17 protein-coding genes and 2 tRNA genes are annotated in these 20,680 nt (G+C 53.0%); 16 read left to right on the forward strand and 3 right to left on the reverse strand.

The annotated features are described in order from the left end of the window. The first annotated feature begins 81 nt into the window (after window positions 1–81). The 4 genes from folP (at window position 82) to DK872_RS10185 (ending at window position 2,915) form a co-directional block, all read left to right on the forward strand. Window positions 82–930: a dihydropteroate synthase gene (gene folP, locus DK872_RS10170; RefSeq protein ID WP_107147037.1), complete on the forward strand. Its 849-nt coding sequence runs from the start codon at window positions 82–84 to the stop codon at window positions 928–930. After that, a complete protein-coding gene (gene glmM, locus DK872_RS10175) occupies window positions 923–2,260 on the forward strand; it encodes a phosphoglucosamine mutase (RefSeq protein WP_007369923.1) in 1,338 nt (445 codons plus the stop codon). The genes folP and glmM overlap by 8 nt, the downstream gene beginning before the upstream one ends. A 226-nt stretch (window positions 2,261–2,486) precedes the next feature. After that, window positions 2,487–2,819, forward strand: a complete 333-nt coding sequence (gene secG, locus DK872_RS10180) for a preprotein translocase subunit SecG (protein ID WP_007369924.1) — start codon at window positions 2,487–2,489, stop codon at window positions 2,817–2,819. 9 nt (window positions 2,820–2,828) lie between these two features. Then, window positions 2,829–2,915, forward strand: a tRNA-Leu gene (locus DK872_RS10185). 107 nt (window positions 2,916–3,022) lie between these two features. Here DK872_RS10185 and argG read toward each other — a convergent pair. Then, window positions 3,023–4,369: an argininosuccinate synthase gene (argG, locus tag DK872_RS10190; RefSeq protein ID WP_007369925.1), complete on the reverse strand. Its 1,347-nt coding sequence runs from the start codon at window positions 4,367–4,369 to the stop codon at window positions 3,023–3,025. 376 nt (window positions 4,370–4,745) lie between these two features. Here argG and DK872_RS10195 point away from each other — a divergent pair. The 12 genes from DK872_RS10195 to mtr all read left to right on the forward strand — a co-directional run bounded on the left by DK872_RS10195 (window position 4,746) and on the right by mtr (window position 18,563). After that, a tRNA-Met gene (locus tag DK872_RS10195) sits at window positions 4,746–4,822 on the forward strand. A gap of 208 nt (window positions 4,823–5,030) precedes the next feature. Then, window positions 5,031–5,483 (forward strand): ribosome maturation factor RimP, encoded by a 453-nt coding sequence (gene rimP, locus DK872_RS10200; protein WP_017457352.1) that lies wholly within the window; start codon window positions 5,031–5,033, stop codon window positions 5,481–5,483. A 28-nt stretch (window positions 5,484–5,511) separates the two neighbouring features. After that, window positions 5,512–6,999, forward strand: a complete 1,488-nt coding sequence (gene nusA / locus DK872_RS10205; RefSeq protein WP_007369927.1) for a transcription termination factor NusA — start codon at window positions 5,512–5,514, stop codon at window positions 6,997–6,999. 24 nt (window positions 7,000–7,023) lie between these two features. Then, window positions 7,024–9,735, forward strand: coding sequence for a translation initiation factor IF-2 (gene infB / locus DK872_RS10210; protein WP_007369928.1), 2,712 nt, complete (start codon window positions 7,024–7,026; stop codon window positions 9,733–9,735). A gap of 207 nt (window positions 9,736–9,942) precedes the next feature. Then, window positions 9,943–10,344 (forward strand): 30S ribosome-binding factor RbfA, encoded by a 402-nt coding sequence (gene rbfA / locus DK872_RS10215; RefSeq protein ID WP_161518320.1) that lies wholly within the window; start codon window positions 9,943–9,945, stop codon window positions 10,342–10,344. Continuing rightward, window positions 10,344–11,291 (forward strand): tRNA pseudouridine(55) synthase TruB, encoded by a 948-nt coding sequence (truB, locus tag DK872_RS10220; RefSeq protein ID WP_035887945.1) that lies wholly within the window; start codon window positions 10,344–10,346, stop codon window positions 11,289–11,291. Before rbfA ends, truB begins: the two co-directional genes overlap by 1 nt. 148 nt (window positions 11,292–11,439) lie before the next feature. Further along, window positions 11,440–11,709 carry a 30S ribosomal protein S15 gene (gene rpsO / locus DK872_RS10225; protein WP_007369931.1) on the forward strand — a complete coding sequence of 90 codons (270 nt, stop codon included), beginning with the start codon at window positions 11,440–11,442 and terminating at the stop codon, window positions 11,707–11,709. 244 nt (window positions 11,710–11,953) lie between these two features. Beyond that, the gene (gene pnp, locus DK872_RS10230; protein WP_007369932.1) at window positions 11,954–14,089 is read left to right on the forward strand and encodes a polyribonucleotide nucleotidyltransferase; all 2,136 of its coding nucleotides are present in this window, start codon (window positions 11,954–11,956) and stop codon (window positions 14,087–14,089) included. Window positions 14,090–14,199: 110 nt separating this feature from the next. Further along, entirely contained in the window at window positions 14,200–15,084 is an 885-nt protein-coding gene (gene nlpI, locus DK872_RS10235) for a lipoprotein NlpI (protein ID WP_035887942.1), read from the forward strand. A 106-nt stretch (window positions 15,085–15,190) separates the two neighbouring features. Continuing rightward, on the forward strand, window positions 15,191–15,271 hold the full coding sequence (yrbN, locus tag DK872_RS27980) for a protein YrbN (RefSeq protein ID WP_107147034.1): 81 nt from the start codon (window positions 15,191–15,193) through the stop codon (window positions 15,269–15,271). Next, window positions 15,264–17,180 (forward strand): DEAD/DEAH family ATP-dependent RNA helicase, encoded by a 1,917-nt coding sequence (locus DK872_RS10245; RefSeq protein ID WP_007369934.1) that lies wholly within the window; start codon window positions 15,264–15,266, stop codon window positions 17,178–17,180. The genes yrbN and DK872_RS10245 overlap by 8 nt, the downstream gene beginning before the upstream one ends. Window positions 17,181–17,318: 138 nt before the next feature. After that, window positions 17,319–18,563 carry a tryptophan permease gene (gene mtr, locus DK872_RS10250; RefSeq protein WP_161518322.1) on the forward strand — a complete coding sequence of 415 codons (1,245 nt, stop codon included), beginning with the start codon at window positions 17,319–17,321 and terminating at the stop codon, window positions 18,561–18,563. Window positions 18,564–18,649: 86 nt separating this feature from the next. Here mtr and DK872_RS10255 read toward each other — a convergent pair whose 3' ends face one another. Together DK872_RS10255 and DK872_RS10260 are read right to left on the reverse strand one after the other, a co-directional pair. Next, window positions 18,650–19,657, reverse strand: a complete 1,008-nt coding sequence (locus DK872_RS10255; RefSeq protein WP_007369936.1) for an LLM class flavin-dependent oxidoreductase — start codon at window positions 19,655–19,657, stop codon at window positions 18,650–18,652. A gap of 141 nt (window positions 19,658–19,798) precedes the next feature. Further along, window positions 19,799–20,677: a U32 family peptidase gene (locus DK872_RS10260; RefSeq protein ID WP_071921593.1), complete on the reverse strand. Its 879-nt coding sequence runs from the start codon at window positions 20,675–20,677 to the stop codon at window positions 19,799–19,801. Between the last annotated feature and the right edge of the window lie 3 nt (window positions 20,678–20,680).

Here is a 20,680-nt window from a genome sequence, read left to right on the forward strand (position 1 = left end):
CTGTTCTAACTGAAAAACCCTGGGGCATGCTCCGGGGTTTTCTTTATTGTATTAACCGCAACAACGCAGGGACTTTAAGTCATGAAACTCGACGCCCATGGCACCATACTCGATCTCTCCCACCCGCACGTGATGGGGATCCTCAACGTTACGCCGGACTCATTTTCCGATGGCGGCACGCATAATACGTTAGTTGAGGCAGTCAAACATGCCAATTTGATGATCAACGCCGGGGCGACAATTGTTGATGTTGGTGGGGAGTCCACAAGGCCGGGTGCGGCGGAAGTTAGCGTTGAAGAGGAGCTGGAGCGTGTGATCCCGGTGGTTGAGGCGATAGCCCAGCGTTTTGAGGTCTGGATCTCTGTTGATACGTCGAAGCCTGAAGTGATCCGCGAATCCGCGCGAGCAGGCGCACATATTATTAATGATATCCGCTCGTTGACGGAGCCGGGTGCAATAGACGCTGCCGCTGAGACCGGTTTACCGGTGTGTCTGATGCATATGCAGGGACAACCAAAAACAATGCAAGAAGCGCCGAAGTACGACGATGTGTTTGCTGATGTAAATCGCTTCTTTGTCGAACATATTGCCCGTTGCGAAAAGGCAGGTATCGCAAAAGAGAAATTGATACTCGACCCGGGATTCGGTTTCGGTAAGAATCTCTCGCACAATTATGCGCTGCTGGCCCGCCTGGCGGAATTTCATCACTTTGGGTTGCCGCTGCTGGTTGGGATGTCACGTAAATCCATGGTAGGACAACTGCTCAATGTCGGTCCTTCTGAGCGTTTAAGTGGGAGTCTTGCGTGTGCGGTGATTGCGGCAATGCAGGGCGCGCAGATTATTCGTGTTCACGATGTAAAAGAAACGGTAGAAGCTATGCGGGTGGTTGAAGCCACGCTGTCAGCGAAGGAAAATAAACGCTATGAGTAATCGTAAATATTTTGGCACCGATGGCATTCGTGGCCGAGTAGGCGACGCACCGATCACCCCGGATTTTGTTCTCAAGCTGGGTTGGGCTGCCGGAAAAGTACTGGCACGCCACGGTTCACGGAAGATTATTATTGGTAAGGACACCCGTATTTCCGGTTATATGCTGGAATCCGCTCTTGAAGCCGGGCTGGCGGCAGCGGGGTTGTCCGCCTCCTTTACCGGGCCGATGCCGACACCGGCTGTGGCCTATCTGACCCGCACTTTCCGTGCTGAAGCCGGTATTGTTATTTCCGCATCGCATAACCCGTTTTATGACAACGGTATCAAGTTCTTCTCAATCGATGGCACTAAATTGCCTGATGCGGTTGAAGAGGCGATTGAAGCAGAAATGGAGAAAGAACTGACCTGCGTCGATTCCGCTGAACTGGGTAAAGCAAGCCGCATTGTTGATGCTGCAGGACGTTATATTGAATTCTGCAAAGCCACATTCCCCAATGAACTGAGCCTGAATGAGCTAAAAATCGTCGTTGATTGCGCTAACGGGGCAACTTACCACATCGCACCGAATGTGTTCCGCGAGCTGGGCGCGAAAGTCATCGCCATGGGTTGTGAACCTGATGGCGTAAATATCAATGAAAAATGCGGTGCCACGGATGTCAGTGCATTGCAGCAACGCGTTCTGGCAGAGAAAGCGGATCTTGGCATCGCTTTTGATGGCGATGGCGATCGCGTCATCATGGTGGACCATGAAGGTAACAAAGTGGATGGCGACCAGATCATGTATATCATTGCGCGTGAAGGTTTGCGTCAGGGGCAATTGCGTGGCGGCGCTGTAGGCACGCTGATGAGCAATATGGGGCTGGAGCTGGCGCTCAAGCAATTGGGCATTCCTTTTGCTCGTGCCAAAGTAGGCGATCGCTATGTCCTCGAAAAAATGCAGGAAAAAGGCTGGCGCATTGGTGCAGAGAACTCCGGGCATGTGATCCTGCTGGATAAAACGACGACCGGAGATGGTATCGTTGCTGGTTTGCAGGTTGTGGCGGCAATGGTACGCAACCATATGTCACTGCACGATTTATGTAGCGGTATGAAGATGTTCCCGCAGGTGCTTGTCAACGTGCGCTTTACGGCTGGCAAAGGTGATCCCCTGGAAGATGAGCATGTAAAAACGACGACATCTGAGGTGGAAGCTACCCTGGGTAACCGTGGACGCGTGCTGTTGCGTAAGTCGGGGACCGAGCCGTTAATCCGTGTGATGGTGGAAGGCGAAGACGAAGCTCAGGTGACGGAGATGGCAAATCGCATTGCCGACGCGGTGAAAGCCGTATAATGGTGTGATAAGTGCTTAAAAAGGCGGCTATTGCTGCCTTTTAACGGGACAGAAGTTGTAGTTTTGCTGTTTTTTTCCGCACTTGATAAAATGCACTGAAATTGCCCTTGCGAAGGTCATTCGCTTTGGTTAGTATTCACACCCGCTTCAGTGGGAAAGCAGAAAACGCCCCACTTTTATTGGTTGAAGCATTTGCTGCGGCAATACCGCAAGGAACAGGTTGATTATGTACGAAGCTCTTTTAGTTGTTTTCCTTATTGTGGCACTGGCGCTTGTTGCCATGATTATGCTGCAACAAGGTAAAGGCGCTGATATGGGAGCCTCCTTTGGCGCTGGCGCGTCTGGCACGTTGTTCGGTTCAAGTGGTTCTGGCAACTTCATGACTCGCACGACTGGTATACTGGCAACCCTGTTTTTTATCATCAGCCTTGTGCTGGGTAACGTTAACAGCAATAAAACCAATAAAGGAAGCGAGTGGGAAAATCTGAGCGCACCGGCGAAGAGTGAACAAACTCAGCCTGCAGCGCCGGCGCAGCCGACAAGCGATATCCCGCATTAAGTAAGTCGTGCCGAGGTGGTGGAATTGGTAGACACGCTACCTTGAGGTGGTAGTGCCCGATTGGGCTTACGGGTTCAAGTCCCGTCCTCGGTACCAATATTCCGGAAAAAAGACATCGTAAGATGTCTTTTTTTTCGTCTGTAATCCGGAAAGAGAGACAATAAAAAAGACGCCATCAGGCGTCTTTTTTAATCCGTCAGCGATTATTTCTTCTCGCTGTTCTCCTGATTCTCTACCTGCGGCAGACCATTGCCGGAAGTGGTGGAGATCAATCCGGTTTGCACGTAATTGAAGAGTTTCTCGCGGGTATCAGTGATATCCAGGTTGCGCATAGTTAACTGCCCAATACGGTCATCCGGAGAGAACACAGACTCGCCTTTTTCCATCGTCAGGCGTTCTGCTTTGTAAGTCAGATTGTCGGATACGGTATTGAGGATCGAGTAATCATTGCCGCGACGCAGCTCCAGCGTTACCTCACCCGTGATCGCACTGGCCACCCAACGTTGTAAAGAGTCACGCAGCATCAGCGCTTGCGGATCGAACCAACGGCCCTGATACAGCAGACGACCCAATTGACGGCCATGAGCGTGATACTGCTCGATGGTATCTTCATTGTGAATACCGGTTAACAGACGTTCATATGCGATATGCAGTAGAGCCATCCCCGGTGCTTCGTAAATACCACGGCTTTTCGCTTCGATGATACGGTTTTCAATCTGGTCACTCATGCCCAGACCATGACGTCCGCCAATGCGGTTCGCTTCGAGCATCAGTTCAACGTCATCGGCAAAGGTTTTACCATTCAACGCTACCGGATGACCACGTTCAAAACGGACAGTCACTTCTTCGGCCTGAATTTTGACGCTCTCGTCCCAGAATTTAACGCCCATGATTGGGTTGACGATTTTAACGCTGGAGTTAAGGAATTCGAGATCCTTCGCTTCATGCGTCGCGCCCAGCATGTTGGAATCGGTTGAGTACGCTTTTTCTGCTGACATTTTGTAATCAAAACCGGAGGCAGTCATGAATTCAGACATTTCCTGACGACCGCCCAGTTCATCGATAAAATCAGTATCAAGCCATGGCTTGTAGATTTTCAGCTCCGCGTTGGTCAGCAGCCCGTAGCGATAGAAACGCTCAATATCGTTTCCTTTGTAGGTGCTGCCATCACCCCAGATATTCACGCCATCTTCTTTCATTGCTGCAACCAGCATGGTACCGGTAACTGCGCGGCCGAGCGGGGTGGTGTTGAAATAGGTCAAACCGCCCGTGGTATTGTGGAACGCGCCGCACTGAATGGCTGCGATGCCTTCAGCGACCAGTTGCTTGCGGCAGTCGATCAGGCGGGCATTTTCCGCACCATATTCCTTCGCGCGACGGGGAATCGCGTCATAGTCATCCTCATCCGGTTGACCCAGATTTGCGGTGTATGCATATGGAACCGCGCCTTTCTGGCGCATCCACAGCAGCGCTGCACTGGTGTCCAGGCCGCCGGAGAAAGCGATACCAATACGTTGACCTGTAGGAAGATGCTTGAGAATCGTCGTCATAAAAAAATCCCTGCTTGATAGACAGATGGTGAGAGGCTTAACAGCCACGCCATACTATTTGCCACTCATTTTGAAAATCTCAGTGAATGGTTATGCAAAATAAATGAGTTTTCATTTAATCATTTTTTGGCGATGACCGGAAGAGAAGAGTGCAATTTTCATCGGAATTATTGGTATAAGACATCTTTTATACAGGCATAATTTGCCGCAATAAAATGCATAGTCGGAAGTGTACAGGATGCACATAACATACGGTTGACAGATAGTTATATTTATCAATATAATGTAGGCCGATTTTACGTCCCGTCTTCGGTACCAAATCCCAGCATTATTTGCAAATTCGCGCTCAACCGGGTAGAATTTGCCACGTTTCAGGCGCGGGGTGGAGCAGCCTGGTAGCTCGTCGGGCTCATAACCCGAAGGTCGTCGGTTCAAATCCGGCCCCCGCAACCACTTTCCCTAAGTGTTTTTTTTCAAATATACTATGAAGACTTAACGCCTTCGTAGCTGGATTTGAGAAAAATACTCACGGAAGGTTCTCCAGGCCGCAGTTGCGGCTATAGGGTTCAGTTATTTAAAGCCCCGATTTATCGGGGTTTTTTGTTATCTGAGTACGAAATAACTGGGCTATACGCCCTTTTTTTATGTCTTGGGGGTGGACTTGTCCACATTAGAGCAAAAATTAACAGAGATGATTACGGCGCCGGTTGAAGCACTGGGCTATGAACTGGTCGGTATCGAATTTGTGCGTGGTCGCACATCTACGCTGCGCATCTATATTGATAGTGAAGATGGCATCAATGTTGATGATTGCGCTGATGTCAGCCACCAGGTCAGTGCGGTACTGGATGTTGAAGATCCGATTACCGTTGCTTACAACCTGGAAGTTTCCTCACCAGGTCTTGAGCGTCCTTTGTTTACGGCTGAGCACTATGCGCGCTTTAAGGGCGACGAAGTCTCGCTGGTGCTACGTATGGCGGTACAGAACCGCCGTAAATGGCAGGGCATCATTAAAGATGTCGATGGCGAGATGATCACCGTTACGGTCGAAGGTAAAGATGAAGTGTTCGCATTGAGTAATATTCAGAAAGCGAACCTGGTCCCCCACTTTTAACAGTCTGGATTGAGGTGAAAGGCCCCCGATGAACAAAGAAATTTTGGCTGTTGTTGAAGCTGTTTCTAACGAAAAGTCGCTTCCGCGTGAAAAAATCTTTGAAGCGCTGGAAAGTGCTTTAGCTACAGCAACCAAGAAAAAATATGAACAAGAAATCGATGTACGCGTAAGCATCGATCGTAAAAGTGGTGATTTCGATACTTTCCGTCGCTGGATGGTTGTTGAAGAGGTAACTCAACCGACGCGTGAAATCACGCTTGAAGCGGCACGCTACGAAGACGAAAGTCTGAATGTCGGCGACTACGTCGAAGATCAGATTGAATCCGTGACCTTTGACCGTATCACCACGCAAACTGCGAAGCAGGTTATCGTACAGAAAGTGCGTGAAGCTGAGCGCGCTATGGTGGTCGATCAGTTCCGTGAACACGAAGGCGAAATCATCACTGGCGTGGTGAAGAAAGTTAACCGCGATAACATCACTCTTGACCTCGGTAACAACGCTGAAGCCGTGATCCTGCGTGAGGATATGCTGCCGCGTGAAAACTTCCGTCCGGGCGACCGAATCCGTGGCGTACTGTATGCAGTGCGTCCTGAAGCGCGCGGCGCTCAACTGTTCGTCACGCGTTCCAAACCGGAAATGCTGATCGAATTGTTCCGCATCGAAGTGCCGGAAATCGGCGAAGAAGTGATTGAGATTAAAGCTGCAGCCCGCGATCCGGGTTCACGCGCCAAAATCGCTGTGAAGACCAACGATAAGCGTATCGATCCGGTCGGCGCTTGCGTTGGTATGCGTGGCGCGCGCGTTCAGGCGGTTTCAACCGAGCTGGGCGGCGAGCGTATCGATATCGTGCTGTGGGATGACAATCCGGCTCAGTTCGTGATCAACGCAATGGCGCCGGCAGATGTTGCTTCTATCGTTGTGGATGAAGACAAGCACACCATGGATATCGCCGTTGAGGCGGGTAACCTGGCGCAAGCTATCGGCCGTAATGGTCAGAACGTGCGTCTTGCGTCTCAGCTGAGCGGCTGGGAACTCAACGTTATGACCGTTGAAGATCTGCAGTCCAAGCATCAGGCTGAAGCGCATGCGGCAATTGATACCTTCACCCGTTACTTGGATATTGACGAAGATTTCGCTACCGTCCTGGTCGAAGAAGGTTTCTCTACGCTGGAAGAACTGGCCTATGTGCCAATTAAAGAGCTGCTGGAAATCGACGGTCTGGATGAAGACACCGTTGAAGCCCTGCGCGACCGTGCGAAAAATGCCCTGACTACTCTGGCATTGGCGCAGGAAGAGAGTCTCGGCAATAAAGAGCCGGCTGAAGACCTGCTGAATCTGGAAGGTCTGGATCGTGCATTGGCTTTCAAACTGGCTGCTCGTGGTGTTTGTACGCTTGAAGACCTCGCCGAGCAAGGCGTGGATGACCTGAGTGATATCGAAGGGTTAACCGACGAGAAAGCAGGTGAGCTCATCATGGCCGCACGTAATATTTGCTGGTTTGGTGACGAAGCGTAATAAACTGTAGCAGGAAGGAACAGCATGACAGATGTAACCGTAAAAACGCTGGCCGCTGAGATTCAGACCTCTGTGGACCGCCTGGTACAGCAATTTGCTGATGCAGGGATCCGCAAGTCCGCTGAAGACTCAGTGACGGCACAAGAAAAGCAGACGCTCCTGGCGCACCTGAACCGTGAACATGGTTCGTCGCCTGATAAGCTGACGCTGCAGCGCAAAACGCGCAGCACATTAAGTATCCAGGGCACCGGTGGTAAAAGTAAATCGGTGCAGATCGAAGTCCGTAAAAAACGCACCTTTGTAAAACGCGATCCACAAGAGGCTGAACGTCTCGCTGCGGAAGAAGAGGCGATGCGTGAAGCGGAAGAGAAGGCCCGTCGTGAAGCAGAGGAAGCCGCTGAGCGCGAAGCCGAGGAAAAAGCGAAGCGTGAGGCCGAAAGTCGCCTGAAACGTGAAGCTGAAGAAAAAGCTAAACGCGAACATGCTGAAAATGCAAAACGCGAGGCTGCGGAAAATAGCAAAGTGAGCAACCAACAATCTGACGAAATGACCAGGGCAGCCCAGACGGAGAAAGCCCGTCGCGAAGCTGAAGCGCAAGAACTCAAGCGCAAAGCGGAAGAAGAGGCTCGCCGCAAACTGGAAGAAAATGCGCGCCGCGTAGCGGAAGAAGCTCGTCGTATGGCGGAACAAAATGAAAATGGCTGGGTAGCCAGCAGCGATGAAGAAGAGACTGTCGGTGATTATCACGTGACCACCTCTCAGCACGCTCGTCAGGCGGAAGATGATAGCGATCGCGAAGTTGAAGGCGGTCGTGGTCGTGGTCGTACCGCTAAAGCTCCGCGTCCGAAAAAAGGTAACAAGCACGCTGAAAGCAAAGCCGACCGTGAAGAAGCGCGTGCAGCCGTACGCGGCGGTAAAGGCAACAGACAGCGTAAAGGTTCCACTCTGCAGCAGGGCTTCCAGAAGCCGGCGCAGGCGGTTAACCGTGACGTGGTAATCGGTGAAACCCTCACCGTTGGCGAACTGGCGAACAAGATGGCCGTTAAAGGCTCTCAGGTCATCAAAGCTATGATGAAACTGGGTGCGATGGCCACCATCAACCAGGTTATCGATCAGGAAACCGCGCAGCTCGTTGCTGAAGAAATGGGCCACAAAGTTATCCTGCGTCGTGAAAACGAGCTGGAAGAAGCGGTAATGAGCGACCGTGATACTGGTGCAGCGGCTGAACCGCGCGCGCCGGTCGTGACCATCATGGGTCACGTTGACCATGGTAAAACCTCTCTGCTGGACTACATTCGTTCGACGAAAGTAGCCTCCGGCGAAGCGGGCGGCATTACTCAGCACATTGGTGCATACCACGTCGAAACCGACAACGGCATGATCACCTTCCTGGATACCCCAGGTCACGCCGCGTTTACCGCAATGCGTGCCCGTGGTGCTCAGGCAACGGATATCGTTGTTCTGGTTGTTGCTGCCGATGACGGCGTCATGCCGCAAACCATCGAAGCTATCCAGCATGCGAAAGCAGCGCAGGTGCCGGTGGTGGTTGCAGTGAACAAGATTGATAAACCTGAAGCCGATCCAGATCGCGTTAAAAACGAGCTGGCTCAGTACGGCATCATCCCGGAAGAGTGGGGCGGCGAAAGCCAGTTCGTACACGTTTCCGCGAAAGCTGGTACAGGTATCGACGACCTGCTGGATGCAATCCTGCTGCAGGCCGAAGTCCTGGAGCTGAAAGCTGTCCGTAAAGGTATGGCGAGCGGTGTAGTTATCGAATCCTTCCTGGATAAAGGTCGTGGTCCGGTGGCTTCCGTTCTGGTTCGCGAAGGTACACTGCATAAAGGCGATATCGTTCTGTGCGGCTTCGAATACGGTCGTGTGCGTGCGATGCGTGACGAGCTGGGCCGTGAAGTCACTGAAGCGGGTCCGTCTATTCCGGTGGAAATCCTCGGTCTTTCCGGCGTTCCGGCTGCGGGTGATGAAGCAACCGTTGTGCGTGACGAGAAGAAAGCGCGTGAAGTTGCGCTGTATCGTCAGGGCAAATTCCGTGAAGTTAAACTGGCGCGTCAGCAGAAATCCAAACTGGAAAACATGTTTGCCAACATGACTGAAGGCGAAGTTCATGAAGTGAACATCGTACTGAAGGCTGACGTTCAGGGCTCTGTGGAAGCGATCTCCGATTCTCTGCTGAAACTCTCTACTGAAGAAGTGAAAGTGAAGATCGTGGGTTCCGGCGTAGGTGGTATCACCGAAACCGACGCGACTCTGGCTGCTGCGTCCAACGCTATTCTGGTTGGCTTTAACGTTCGTGCTGATGCTTCTGCGCGTCGTGTGATCGAAGCTGAAGGCCTGGATCTGCGTTACTACTCGGTCATCTATAACCTGATCGACGAAGTGAAAGCAGCGATGAGCGGTATGCTCTCTCCAGAACTGAAACAGCAGATCATCGGTCTGGCGGAAGTTCGTGATGTGTTCAAATCACCGAAATTCGGCGCGATCGCAGGCTGTATGGTTACTGAAGGCGTGGTTAAACGTCACAACCCGATCCGCGTCCTGCGCGACAACGTGGTTATCTATGAAGGCGAACTGGAATCCCTGCGTCGCTTCAAAGATGACGTGAACGAAGTCCGTAACGGCATGGAATGTGGTATTGGCGTGAAGAACTACAACGATGTGCGCACTGGCGATATGATCGAAGTGTTCGAGATTATCGAAATTCAGCGCACAATCGAGTAATCCGCATCGCCTTTCGGGCTGCTGCGTTGGTGGCATGTTTTGTACCCCAGTTAGAGAGGTATCTGTGCTCCTGGGGGGCACGAAGTTGCCGCACTGCTGTAACCCGCAATTCATCGTGGATACAAATATTGTAGGCCGGGTAAGCGAAGCGCCACCCGGCAGTATATCAAAAGGGGCTACGGCCCCTTTTTAGTCTGGAGAATTATTATGGCGAAAGAATTCGGTCGCCCGCAGCGCGTAGCCCAGGAACTGCAAAAAGAAATTGCGATTATCCTGCAGCGTGAAATCAAAGATCCGCGACTGGGGATGATGACCACTGTATCCGGTGTTGAAGTTTCCCGCGATCTGGCTTATGCCAAAGTGTTTGTTACCTTCCTTAACGACAAAGATGAAGCTTATGTTAAAGCGGGCATCAAAGCGCTACAGGACGCTTCCGGTTTTATTCGTACCCTGCTGGGTAAAGCGATGCGTCTGCGTATCGTGCCGGAATTGACCTTCTTCTACGACAATTCGCTGGTGGAAGGGATGCGTATGTCCAACCTGGTGACCAGCGTGGTGAAGCACGATGACGAACGTCGTGTGAATCCGGACGACAGCAAGGAGGACTGATGAGTCGTCCTCGTCGTCGTGGTCGCGACGTGCATGGCGTGCTGCTGCTTGATAAACAGCAGGGCGCGTCGAGCAATGATGTGCTGCAAAAGGTCAAACGCCTCTACAATGCTAACCGTGCCGGGCATACCGGGGCGCTGGATCCGCTGGCGACCGGTATGTTGCCGATTTGTCTGGGTGAAGCGACAAAGTTTTCCCAGTATCTGCTGGATTCTGATAAACGCTATCGGGTCATTGCGCGGCTGGGCCAGCGAACTGATACTTCTGATGCGGACGGGCAAATTGTCGAAGAGCGTCCGGTAATCTTTACCGACGAGCAATTGGCTGTGGCGCTGGAGAGTTTCCGTGGTGATACGCAGCAAGTGCCGTCAATGTATTCCGCGCTGAAATATCAGGGAAAGAAACTCTACGAGTATGCACGCCAGGGTATTGAAGTGCCGCGTGAAGCCCGGCCTATAACCGTTTATGAGCTGCTATTTATTCGTCATGAAGGTAATGAGCTGGAGCTGGAAATCCACTGTTCTAAAGGGACTTACATCCGCACCATTATTGACGATCTGGGTGAGAAGCTGGGTTGTGGCGCGCATGTTATCTATCTGCGTCGTCTGGCGGTGAGCAAATACCCGGTTGAGCGGATGGTCACCCTGGAGCACCTGCACGAGCTGGTTGCCCAGGCTGAGCAGCAGAATATTCCGGCAGCGCAGCTACTGGATCCGCTGTTGATGCCGATGGACAGTCCGGCATCCGATTTTCCTGTCGTCAATATTCCTTCTGTCGTGGCCGCGTATTTCAAAAACGGTCAGCCGGTACGTGCATCAGCCGCGCCCAAAGAGGGCCTGGTACGCGTGACGGAAGGTGATGAAGGTAAATTTATCGGTATGGGTGAGATGGATGATGATGGCCGTGTGGCGCCGCGTCGTCTGGTTGTAGAGTATCCTGCTGTATAACGGGCTTACCTTGCGAGAACCTGTCACTACGAGTAGAATATTGCCGCTTAACGTTGGGCCATGTATTTAACATTGCCCGGCGCTAAACCCTGGAGCGCTGAATTAGAGATCGGCGCCCTTTCATTTATAAATACTTTGGAGTTTTAAAATGTCTCTAAGTACTGAAGCTACAGCTAAAATCGTTTCTGAGTTTGGTCGTGATGCAAACGACACCGGTTCTACCGATGTCCAGGTTGCTCTGCTGACTGCACAGATCAACCACCTGCAGGGTCACTTTGCAGAGCACAAAAAAGATCACCACAGCCGTCGTGGTCTGCTGCGCATGGTTTCTCAGCGTCGTAAACTGCTCGACTACCTGAAACGCAAAGATGTTGCACGCTACACCTCGCTGATCGAGCGTTTGGGTCTGCGTCGCTAAGTCTGGCGAGTTTCAAGAAGGGGCCTTTATGGCCCCTTTTTTCAACCAGGCGGCAGCAATTGGCAGTAAACTAATGTATTGTTGCCATGTATGTCTTCACTGCAGAGGTTCGCGCGGCTAATGAGAGGCTTTATCCGCAATGGGGCGGGTTAGGGTTGTCATTAGTCGCGAGGATGCATGAAGATTCGGTTTAATTGTCAGCACGCCTTTGGTGTGCTGACATTCATTAAGAAAGGACAGAATTTTGCTGAATCCGATCGTTCGTAAATTCCAGTACGGTCAACATACCGTTACGCTGGAAACCGGCATGATGGCGCGTCAGGCCACCGCTGCCGTAATGGTAAGTATGGATGACACCGCGGTATTTGTGACCGTTGTTGGCCAGAAAAAAGCGAAACCAGGTCAGGACTTTTTCCCGTTGACCGTTAACTATCAGGAGCGTACCTACGCTGCTGGTAAAATCCCCGGTGGTTTCTTCCGTCGTGAAGGCCGTCCGAGCGAAGGTGAAACCCTGATTGCGCGTCTGATTGACCGCCCGGTTCGCCCGCTGTTCCCGGAAGGCTTCGTTAATGAAGTTCAGGTTATTGCCACCGTCGTTTCCGTTAACCCGCAGGTTAACCCGGATATCGTCGCGATGATCGGTGCCTCCGCAGCCCTGTCTCTGTCCGGTATCCCGTTCAATGGTCCGATCGGCGCTGCTCGCGTGGGCTATATCAACGACCAGTACGTGCTGAACCCGACCCAGGAAGAGCTGAAAGCGAGCAAGCTGGACCTGGTTGTTGCCGGTACTGAAGCGGCTGTTCTGATGGTGGAATCCGAAGCAGAACTGCTGAGCGAAGATCAAATGCTGGGCGCTGTGGTATTTGGCCACGAGCAGCAGCAAGTTGTTATCCAGAACATCAACGATCTGGTGAAAGAAGCCGGTAAACCGCGTTGGGACTGGCAGCCGGAAGCGGTAAACGAAGCGCTGAACGCGCGCGTTGCTGCTTTGGCAGAATCTCGTCTGAGCGATGCCTACCGCATCACCGACAAACAGGAACGTTACGCTCAGGTTGATGTGATCAAATCTGAAACTATCGCGACTCTGACAGCCGAAGACGAAACGCTGGACGCTAACGAGCTGGGCGAAATCCTGCACGCTATCGAGAAAAATGTCGTCCGTAGCCGCGTACTGGCTGGCGAACCGCGCATCGATGGCCGCGAAAAAGATATGATCCGTGGTCTGGACGTTCGTACCGGTGTTCTGCCGCGTACTCACGGTTCTGCACTGTTCACCCGTGGTGAAACTCAGGCGCTGGTAACGGCAACGCTGGGCACTGCGCGTGATGCTCAGATCATCGACGAGCTGATGGGCGAGCGCACTGACTCTTTCCTGTTCCACTATAACTTCCCTCCGTACTCCGTAGGGGAAACCGGGATGGTTGGTTCGCCGAAGCGTCGTGAAATCGGTCACGGTCGTCTGGCAAAACGCGGCGTGCTGGCAGTAATGCCGGATGCGGAAAAATTCCCGTACACCGTTCGTGTGGTTTCTGAAATCACCGAATCCAACGGTTCTTCTTCCATGGCTTCCGTGTGTGGCGCTTCTCTGGCGCTGATGGATGCGGGCGTGCCGGTGAAAGCAGCCGTTGCAGGTATCGCAATGGGTCTGGTGAAAGAAGGCGACAACTTTGTTGTTCTGTCTGACATCCTTGGCGATGAAGATCACCTGGGCGATATGGACTTCAAAGTAGCGGGTTCCCGCGACGGTATCTCTGCACTGCAGATGGATATCAAAATTGAAGGTATCACCAAAGAGATCATGCAGGTCGCGCTGAACCAGGCTAAAGGTGCACGTCTGCATATCCTGAGCGTGATGGAGCAGGCGATTAACGCGCCGCGTGGCGATATCTCTGAGTTCGCACCGCGTATCCACACCATTAAGATCAACCCGGACAAAATCAAAGACGTTATCGGTAAAGGCGGTTCTGTTATCCGTGCATTGACCGAAGAAACGGGCACCACTATTGAAATCGAAGACGACGGTACCGTGAAAATCGCGGCCACCGACGGTGAAAAAGCGAAATTCGCTATTCGCCGTATCGAAGAAATCACCGCTGAGATCGAAGTGGGCCGTATCTACAATGGTAAAGTGACCCGTATCGTTGACTTTGGTGCGTTTGTTGCCATCGGCGGCGGTAAAGAAGGTCTGGTACACATCTCTCAGATCGCTGATAAGCGCGTTGAGAAAGTGACCGATTATCTGCAGATGGGCCAGGAAGTTCCGGTGAAAGTTCTGGAGGTTGATCGCCAGGGCCGTATTCGTCTGAGTATCAAAGAAGCGACTGAACAAACTCAGCCTGCTGAAGCGTTAGAAGCGCCGCAAGCAGAGCAGGGCGAGTAAGGTTGCCTTTGCCCTCCGACATCAGGCGGAGGGCTTATTTGCAGGCAGGACGCCATGTTTGCAGCCGGGGGACAGGACGTTCATCCAATTGTTGTCTTCGGGAGTGGGAAATGAAGCCTTTTTTGCGCTGGTGTTTCGTTGCGACAGCTTTAACGCTGGCAGGATGCAGCAACTCTGCCTGGCGTAAGAGCGAAGTCCTCGCGGTGCCATTGCAACCGACTTTGCAGCAAGAAGTGATTCTGGCACGCATGGAACAAATTCTTGCCAGTCGGGCTTTAACCGATGACGAACGCGCACAGCTTTTATATGAGCGCGGAGTGTTGTATGATAGTCTCGGTCTGAGGGCCTTAGCGCGGAATGATTTCTCACAAGCGCTGGCAATTCGACCGGATATGCCCGAAGTATTCAACTACTTAGGCATTTATTTAACGCAGGCAGGCAATTTTGATGCTGCCTATGAAGCGTTTGATTCTGTACTTGAGCTTGATCCAACTTACAACTACGCGCACTTAAATCGCGGGATCGCATTGTATTACGGCGGTCGCGATAAGTTAGCGCAAGATGATCTGCTGGCGTTTTATCAAGACGATCCTAATGATCCTTTCCGTAGCCTGTGGCTTTACATCGTTGAGCGAAAGCTTGATGAGAAGCAGGCAAAAGAAGCACTGAAACAGCGCTTCGAAAAATCGGATAAGGAACAATGGGGATGGAATATTGTCGAGTTCTACCTCGGTGACATTAGCGAAGCAACGCTGATGGATCGCCTGAAGGCAGACGCAACGGATAACACCTCGCTCGCTGAGCATCTCAGTGAAACCAACTTCTATTTAGGTAAGTATTACCTAAGTCTGGGGGATAAGGACAGCGCCACGGCACTGTTCAAACTAACGGTTGCCAACAACGTCCATAATTTTGTTGAGCACCGTTACGCATTGTTGGAATTAGCGCTCTTGGGCCAGGAGCACGATGACCTGGCAGAATCGGACCAGCAATAGCTGACGAACATATCAGCCCGTAATCTCTTTTGATTGCCATCATCTTCGCGGGTGAGGGCTTCATTGTTCGTTAATTAACCTACTTTGAGCCGGTTCACACTTTTCAATGAAAATTGCTAATCATTTTCACGATGAGTTATGTAGACTGGCCGCCAATGACATAGAGGCACTTGTACTACATGGCTGAATTCGAAACCACTTTTGCAGATCTGGGGCTGAAGGCTCCTATCCTTGAAGCCCTGAACGATCTCGGTTACGAAAAACCATCTCCGATCCAGGCTGAGTGCATTCCGCACCTGCTGTCTGGTCGTGACGTACTGGGCATGGCCCAGACTGGTAGCGGTAAAACCGCAGCGTTTTCCCTTCCGCTGCTTCATAACATCGATCCGGACCTGCGTGCGCCGCAGATCCTTGTGCTTGCTCCGACCCGCGAACTGGCGGTTCAGGTAGCTGAAGCAATGACCGATTTTTCTAAACATATGCATGGCGTAAACGTGGTTGCTCTGTACGGCGGCCAGCGTTATGACGTGCAATTACGTGCCCTGCGCCAGGGGCCGCAGATCGTCGTCGGTACGCCGGGGCGTCTGCTGGATCACCTGAAACGCGGTACGCTGGATCTCTCTAAACTGAGCGGTCTGGTTCTGGATGAAGCCGACGAAATGCTGCGCATGGGCTTTATCGAAGACGTTGAAACGATTATGGCGCAGATCCCGGAAGGTCATCAGACCGCGCTGTTCTCTGCAACCATGCCGGAAGCGATCCGTCGCATTACCCGCCGCTTTATGAAAGAGCCGCAGGAAGTGCGCATTCAGTCCAGCGTAACCACTCGCCCGGACATCAGCCAGAGCTACTGGACGGTGTACGGCATGCGCAAAAACGAAGCGCTGGTTCGTTTCCTCGAATCGGAAGATTTTGATGCGGCGATCATCTTCGTTCGTACCAAAAACGCGACGCTGGAAGTGGCTGAAGCCCTGGAGCGCAGCGGCTATAACAGCGCTGCGCTGAACGGCGACATGAACCAGGCGCTGCGTGAGCAGACCCTGGAACGCCTGAAAGATGGTCGTCTTGATATCCTGATCGCAACAGACGTTGCGGCGCGTGGTCTGGACGTTGAGCGTATCAGCCTGGTCGTTAACTACGACATTCCGATGGATTCTGAATCCTACGTTCACCGTATCGGCCGTACCGGTCGTGCGGGTCGCGCTGGCCGCGCACTGCTGTTCGTTGAGAACCGCGAGCGTCGTCTACTGCGCAACATCGAACGTACCATGAAGCTGACCATTCCGGAAGTCGAGCTGCCGAACGCAGAACTGCTTGGCAAACGCCGTCTGGAAAAATTCGCCGCGAAAGTACAGCAGCAGCTGGAAAGCAGCGATCTGGATCAATACCGCGCGCTGCTGGCAAAAATCCAGCCTTCTTCTGAAGAAGAGATGGACATTGAAACGCTGGCCGCTGCGCTGCTGAAAATGGCACAGGGCGAACGTCCGCTGATTCTGCCGCCGGATGCGCCGATGCGTCCTAAGCGTGAATTCCGCGAGCGTGATGACCGTTTCGAACGCCGTGGCGATCGCAATGACCGCAGCCCGCGTGGCGAGCGTTCCGAGCGCGGTGGTGAAGATCGCCCGCGTCGTGAACGTCGTGACGTTGGTGAAATGGAACTGTACCGCATTGAAGTGGGCCGTGATGACGGTGTTGAAGTTCGTCATATCGTCGGCGCGATTGCTAATGAAGGCGATATCAGCAGCCGTTATATTGGTAACATCAAGCTGTTTGGTTCCCACTCCACCATTGAGCTGCCGAAAGGTATGCCGGGTGAAGTTCTGCAGCACTTCACGCGTACGCGTATTCTCAACAAACCGATGAATATGCAGTTGCTGGGCGATGCACAGCCGCGCGAGCGTAACGAACGTCGCGGTGGCGGTGCCGGTGCCGGTGAGCGCCGTGGTGGCTTCGGTGGCGAACGTCGTGAAGGCGGTCGTGGCGAAGGCCGTCGTTTCAGCGGTGAGCGTCAGGAAGGCCGTAGTTTTGCTGGCGAACGTCGTGCGCCGCGCCGCGATCGTGACGAAAGCTCCAGCCGTCGTCGCAACGACGCATAATTTTCCTTACGATCTGTAAAGAAAAAGATACAGCCCCGGTCAAAACGATCGGGGCTTTTTTTATCTGAAATGTACTCTTGTACTGGTACAATGCGGCGGCCTGAATCCAGGCTTTGAATCCACAGGAGAATATTTCAGATGTCGACACTGACAACCACACAGGCTTCCCCTTCGCTGTTCGGCGGGGTGGTAATTATCGGCGGCACCATCATTGGCGCAGGCATGTTCTCATTGCCCGTAGTGATGTCCGGCGCGTGGTTCTTTTGGTCACTGCTGGCACTGTTGTTTACCTGGTTCTGTATGCTGCACTCGGGTTTAATGATCCTTGAGGCCAACCTTAACTATCACAGCGGGGCAAGTTTCGACACCATCACCAAAGATCTGCTGGGAAAAAGCTGGAATCTGGTGAATGGCGTCTCGATTGCCTTCGTGCTCTATATTCTGACTTACGCTTACATTTCAGCGAGCGGCTCCATTCTGCATCACACCTTTGCCGAAATGTCGCTGGACGTGTCGCCGCGTCTGGCGGGATTGTGTTTTGCGTTGGGTGTTGCTTTTATCGTTTGGCTCTCCACGCACGCAGTCAGCCGCATGACGGCGATTGTGCTGGGGGCGAAAGTGATCACTTTTTTCCTCACCTTTGGCAGCCTGCTCGGGCACGTGCAGCCCGCGACGTTATTTAATGTGGCGCAAAGCGACGCATCCTATACGCCCTATTTGCTGATGACGCTGCCGTTTTGTCTTGCCTCATTTGGCTATCACGGCAACGTTCCAAGCCTGATGAAATACTACGGCAAAGATCCGCGCACCATCACCCGTTGCCTGGTCTACGGCACGTTACTGGCGCTGGGGCTGTATGTTGTCTGGCTGCTGGTGACGATGGGCAATATCCCGCGTCCGGCATTTATTGAGATTGCAGCGAAGGGCGGCAACATTGATGTACTGGTGCAGGCGCTCAGCGGTGTGTTGAACAGCCGTAGCCTGGATCTGCTGTTAGTGATTTTCTCAAACTTTGCGGTTGCCAGCTCATTCCTGGGTGTGACTTTGGGGCTGTTCGATTATCTGGCGGATCTGTTTAGGTTTGATGATTCACCGGCTGGACGTTTCAAAACGGCTTTGCTGACGTTCGTACCGCCGATTGTCGGTGGTTTACTGTGGCCGAATGGTTTTCTGTATGCCATTGGCTATGCGGGGCTGGCGGCGACGATTTGGGCGGCAATTGTTCCTGCGCTGCTGGCGAATGCGTCACGTAAACGCTTTGGCAGCCCGGCATTTCGCGTCTGGGGCGGCAAGCCAATGATTATCCTGATTCTGCTGTTTGGCGTCGGTAACGCCGCAGTACACCTGCTTTCCAGCTTTAATCTGCTGCCGGTTTATCAGTAATTTCAGTCCGGGTGGCGTTGCGCTTACCCGGCCTGCAAATCTACCGTGCCGGATAAGGCGCACGCCGTCATCCGGCACGACAAAAACTACCCGAGCAGTGCTTCTTTCACCTGCATCGCCAGTTCAAACGAATAGAGCCGCGCCTGGTGATCGAAAATTTGCCCGTTAACCATAATCTCGTCCGCGTCGGTTTCCCGCAGGATCGACTCCAGCCCGTGGCGCACCTTCGCTTTATCCCCGACCAGCGACATGCTCAGCGCTTGCTGTACACCGTACTGCTCCGACGGTGACCAGAACTGATCCATATTGGCGATCGGCGGTGGCAACTGCGCTGTTTCACCCCGACGCAGTTTCACAAACGCCTGCTGCATGGAGGTAAAGAGGAATTCCGCATCGCGGTTGCTGTCGGCGACAACAATGTTGATGCACACCATCGCATAAGGTTTCTCCAGCCGCGCGGAAGGTTTGAAATTCGTGCGATAGAGATGCAGCGCCTGGAACAACATATCCGGCGCAAAGTGCGAGGCAAAAGCAAACGGCAGGCCGAGTTGTGCGGCCAGTTGCGCACTGTACAGGCTGGAACCCAGCAACCAGACCGGGATCTGCTCGCCGTAACCCGGCACCGGACGGACATGCGGGTTCGGATCGCGGGCGTCAAACCAGTCCACCAGTTCGGCAACATCGCGCGGGAAGTTATCGATATCGCCGCTCATATGGCGACGTAACGCCATCATGGTGCGCTGATCGCTACCCGGCGCGCGGCCGAGACCCAGATCAATGCGTCCCGGATAGAGCGTATTCAGCGTGCCAAACTGCTCGGCAATCACCAGCGGCGAATGGTTCGGCAGCATCACGCCGCCGGAACCCAGGTGCAGGGTTTGCGTATTGGCGGCAAGGTAGCCAATCAGCACCGACGTCGCGGCGCTGGCGATGCCAGTCATATTGTGGTGTTCGGCCAGCCAGTAACGGTGATAGCCACGCTTCTCAGCCAATTTCGCCAGATCCAGCGAATGGGTAAACGCCTCGCGGGCAGAGGAGCCTTGTGGGATCGGCGCGAGATCCAGCACCGAAAAGGGAATTGTTTTCTCAGACATAGAAACTCACTTTGCTACAGCATCGTCATCAGATTGAAGGTCTTCTTCCAGCCTGGCCCAGAGTGGCGGGACAGGCCAGAAAAGCTGTAACTTTTATAGTGCATTAACCTTTGCTGAAAGCTGTTAACAAAGTGAGCTTTATTAAAGTTCTAACTGCAAGCCGGGCAGCCTGCGCCAGTAGCCATTACAGTCGCTGTGAGCGGCGAGCGGCAGCGGCGCGCTGCCCGTTTCATTCGCTTTAAACGCGTCGAGCATGGCGAACGTTTCCGGTCCCATCGGCGACAGCCGCACGATATCGACAACCCCGTTCATTGAGGTCAGTTCATTACCAAGGTTATAGACATAGCCGCTCATCGTCTGGATGCCATTGAGAACAAATACTTGCTGGTTCTCCTGCGACACCATGCCGCGCCCGTTCGGGTATTTAATGCAGCAGGTTTCGCACTCATCTTTTGGTCTGTCTTCCGAGCGAGCGGTAAAGCAGCGGGCGGAATACGCCAGCGGCAGGTGGCCGTAGCTCAACACTTCTACCTCAAACTGCCGACGAATGCCCAGCGTTTCACACTGTTCGAGCAGATTGACCAGCCAGTCCCGGGAAAGCTCGACCGGCATACACCAGCGCACCATGCCTTGCTTGAGCAGCAGACGCAGCGTCACGGCGTTATAGCAGTTAAGGGCATGCCCGGCGACGAACGGCAGTTTACGGTCGGCGCACATGTTCACTACGCCCAGATCGCTGGCTTCCAGCAGAAATTCGCCGTTATCAACATAGCGCTTCAGTTCATTTAATTCTGAAGAGGCTTGCACCAGCGCCAGCGTGGAGAGCACCACCTGTTTGCCGCTACTGGCGAGCGCTTTTGCCATATCCAGCCAGTCGCCCACTTTGGTCGCGCGACGCTTGCTGCACACCGCCTCGCCAAGATAAATCACATCAGCGCTGCTGGTAGCCGCCTGGCGGTAAAAATCTTCCAGCGTCTCTTTTGGCCAGTAATAAAGGACCGGCCCTAATGAATATTTCATTGT

The sequence above is a fragment of the Kosakonia sp. MH5 genome (assembly GCF_009935945.1).
Lineage (GTDB): Bacteria > Pseudomonadota > Gammaproteobacteria > Enterobacterales > Enterobacteriaceae > Kosakonia > Kosakonia radicincitans.

Coding starts and splice junctions, on each gene's coding strand:
- DK872_RS10245 (WP_007369934.1), top strand. CDS start 15,264: ATGGCTGAATTCGAAACCACTTTTGCAGATCTGGGGCTGAAGGCTCCT.
- DK872_RS10255 (WP_007369936.1), bottom strand. CDS start 19,657: ATGTCTGAGAAAACAATTCCCTTTTCGGTGCTGGATCTCGCGCCGATC.
- DK872_RS10260 (WP_071921593.1), bottom strand. CDS start 20,677: ATGAAATATTCATTAGGGCCGGTCCTTTATTACTGGCCAAAAGAGACG.
- truB (WP_035887945.1), top strand. CDS start 10,344: ATGAGTCGTCCTCGTCGTCGTGGTCGCGACGTGCATGGCGTGCTGCTG.
- argG (WP_007369925.1), bottom strand. CDS start 4,369: ATGACGACGATTCTCAAGCATCTTCCTACAGGTCAACGTATTGGTATC.
- rpsO (WP_007369931.1), top strand. CDS start 11,440: ATGTCTCTAAGTACTGAAGCTACAGCTAAAATCGTTTCTGAGTTTGGT.
- mtr (WP_161518322.1), top strand. CDS start 17,319: ATGTCGACACTGACAACCACACAGGCTTCCCCTTCGCTGTTCGGCGGG.
- rbfA (WP_161518320.1), top strand. CDS start 9,943: ATGGCGAAAGAATTCGGTCGCCCGCAGCGCGTAGCCCAGGAACTGCAA.
- nlpI (WP_035887942.1), top strand. CDS start 14,200: ATGAAGCCTTTTTTGCGCTGGTGTTTCGTTGCGACAGCTTTAACGCTG.
- folP (WP_107147037.1), top strand. CDS start 82: ATGAAACTCGACGCCCATGGCACCATACTCGATCTCTCCCACCCGCAC.
- nusA (WP_007369927.1), top strand. CDS start 5,512: ATGAACAAAGAAATTTTGGCTGTTGTTGAAGCTGTTTCTAACGAAAAG.
- yrbN (WP_107147034.1), top strand. CDS start 15,191: ATGAAAATTGCTAATCATTTTCACGATGAGTTATGTAGACTGGCCGCC.
- secG (WP_007369924.1), top strand. CDS start 2,487: ATGTACGAAGCTCTTTTAGTTGTTTTCCTTATTGTGGCACTGGCGCTT.
- glmM (WP_007369923.1), top strand. CDS start 923: ATGAGTAATCGTAAATATTTTGGCACCGATGGCATTCGTGGCCGAGTA.
- infB (WP_007369928.1), top strand. CDS start 7,024: ATGACAGATGTAACCGTAAAAACGCTGGCCGCTGAGATTCAGACCTCT.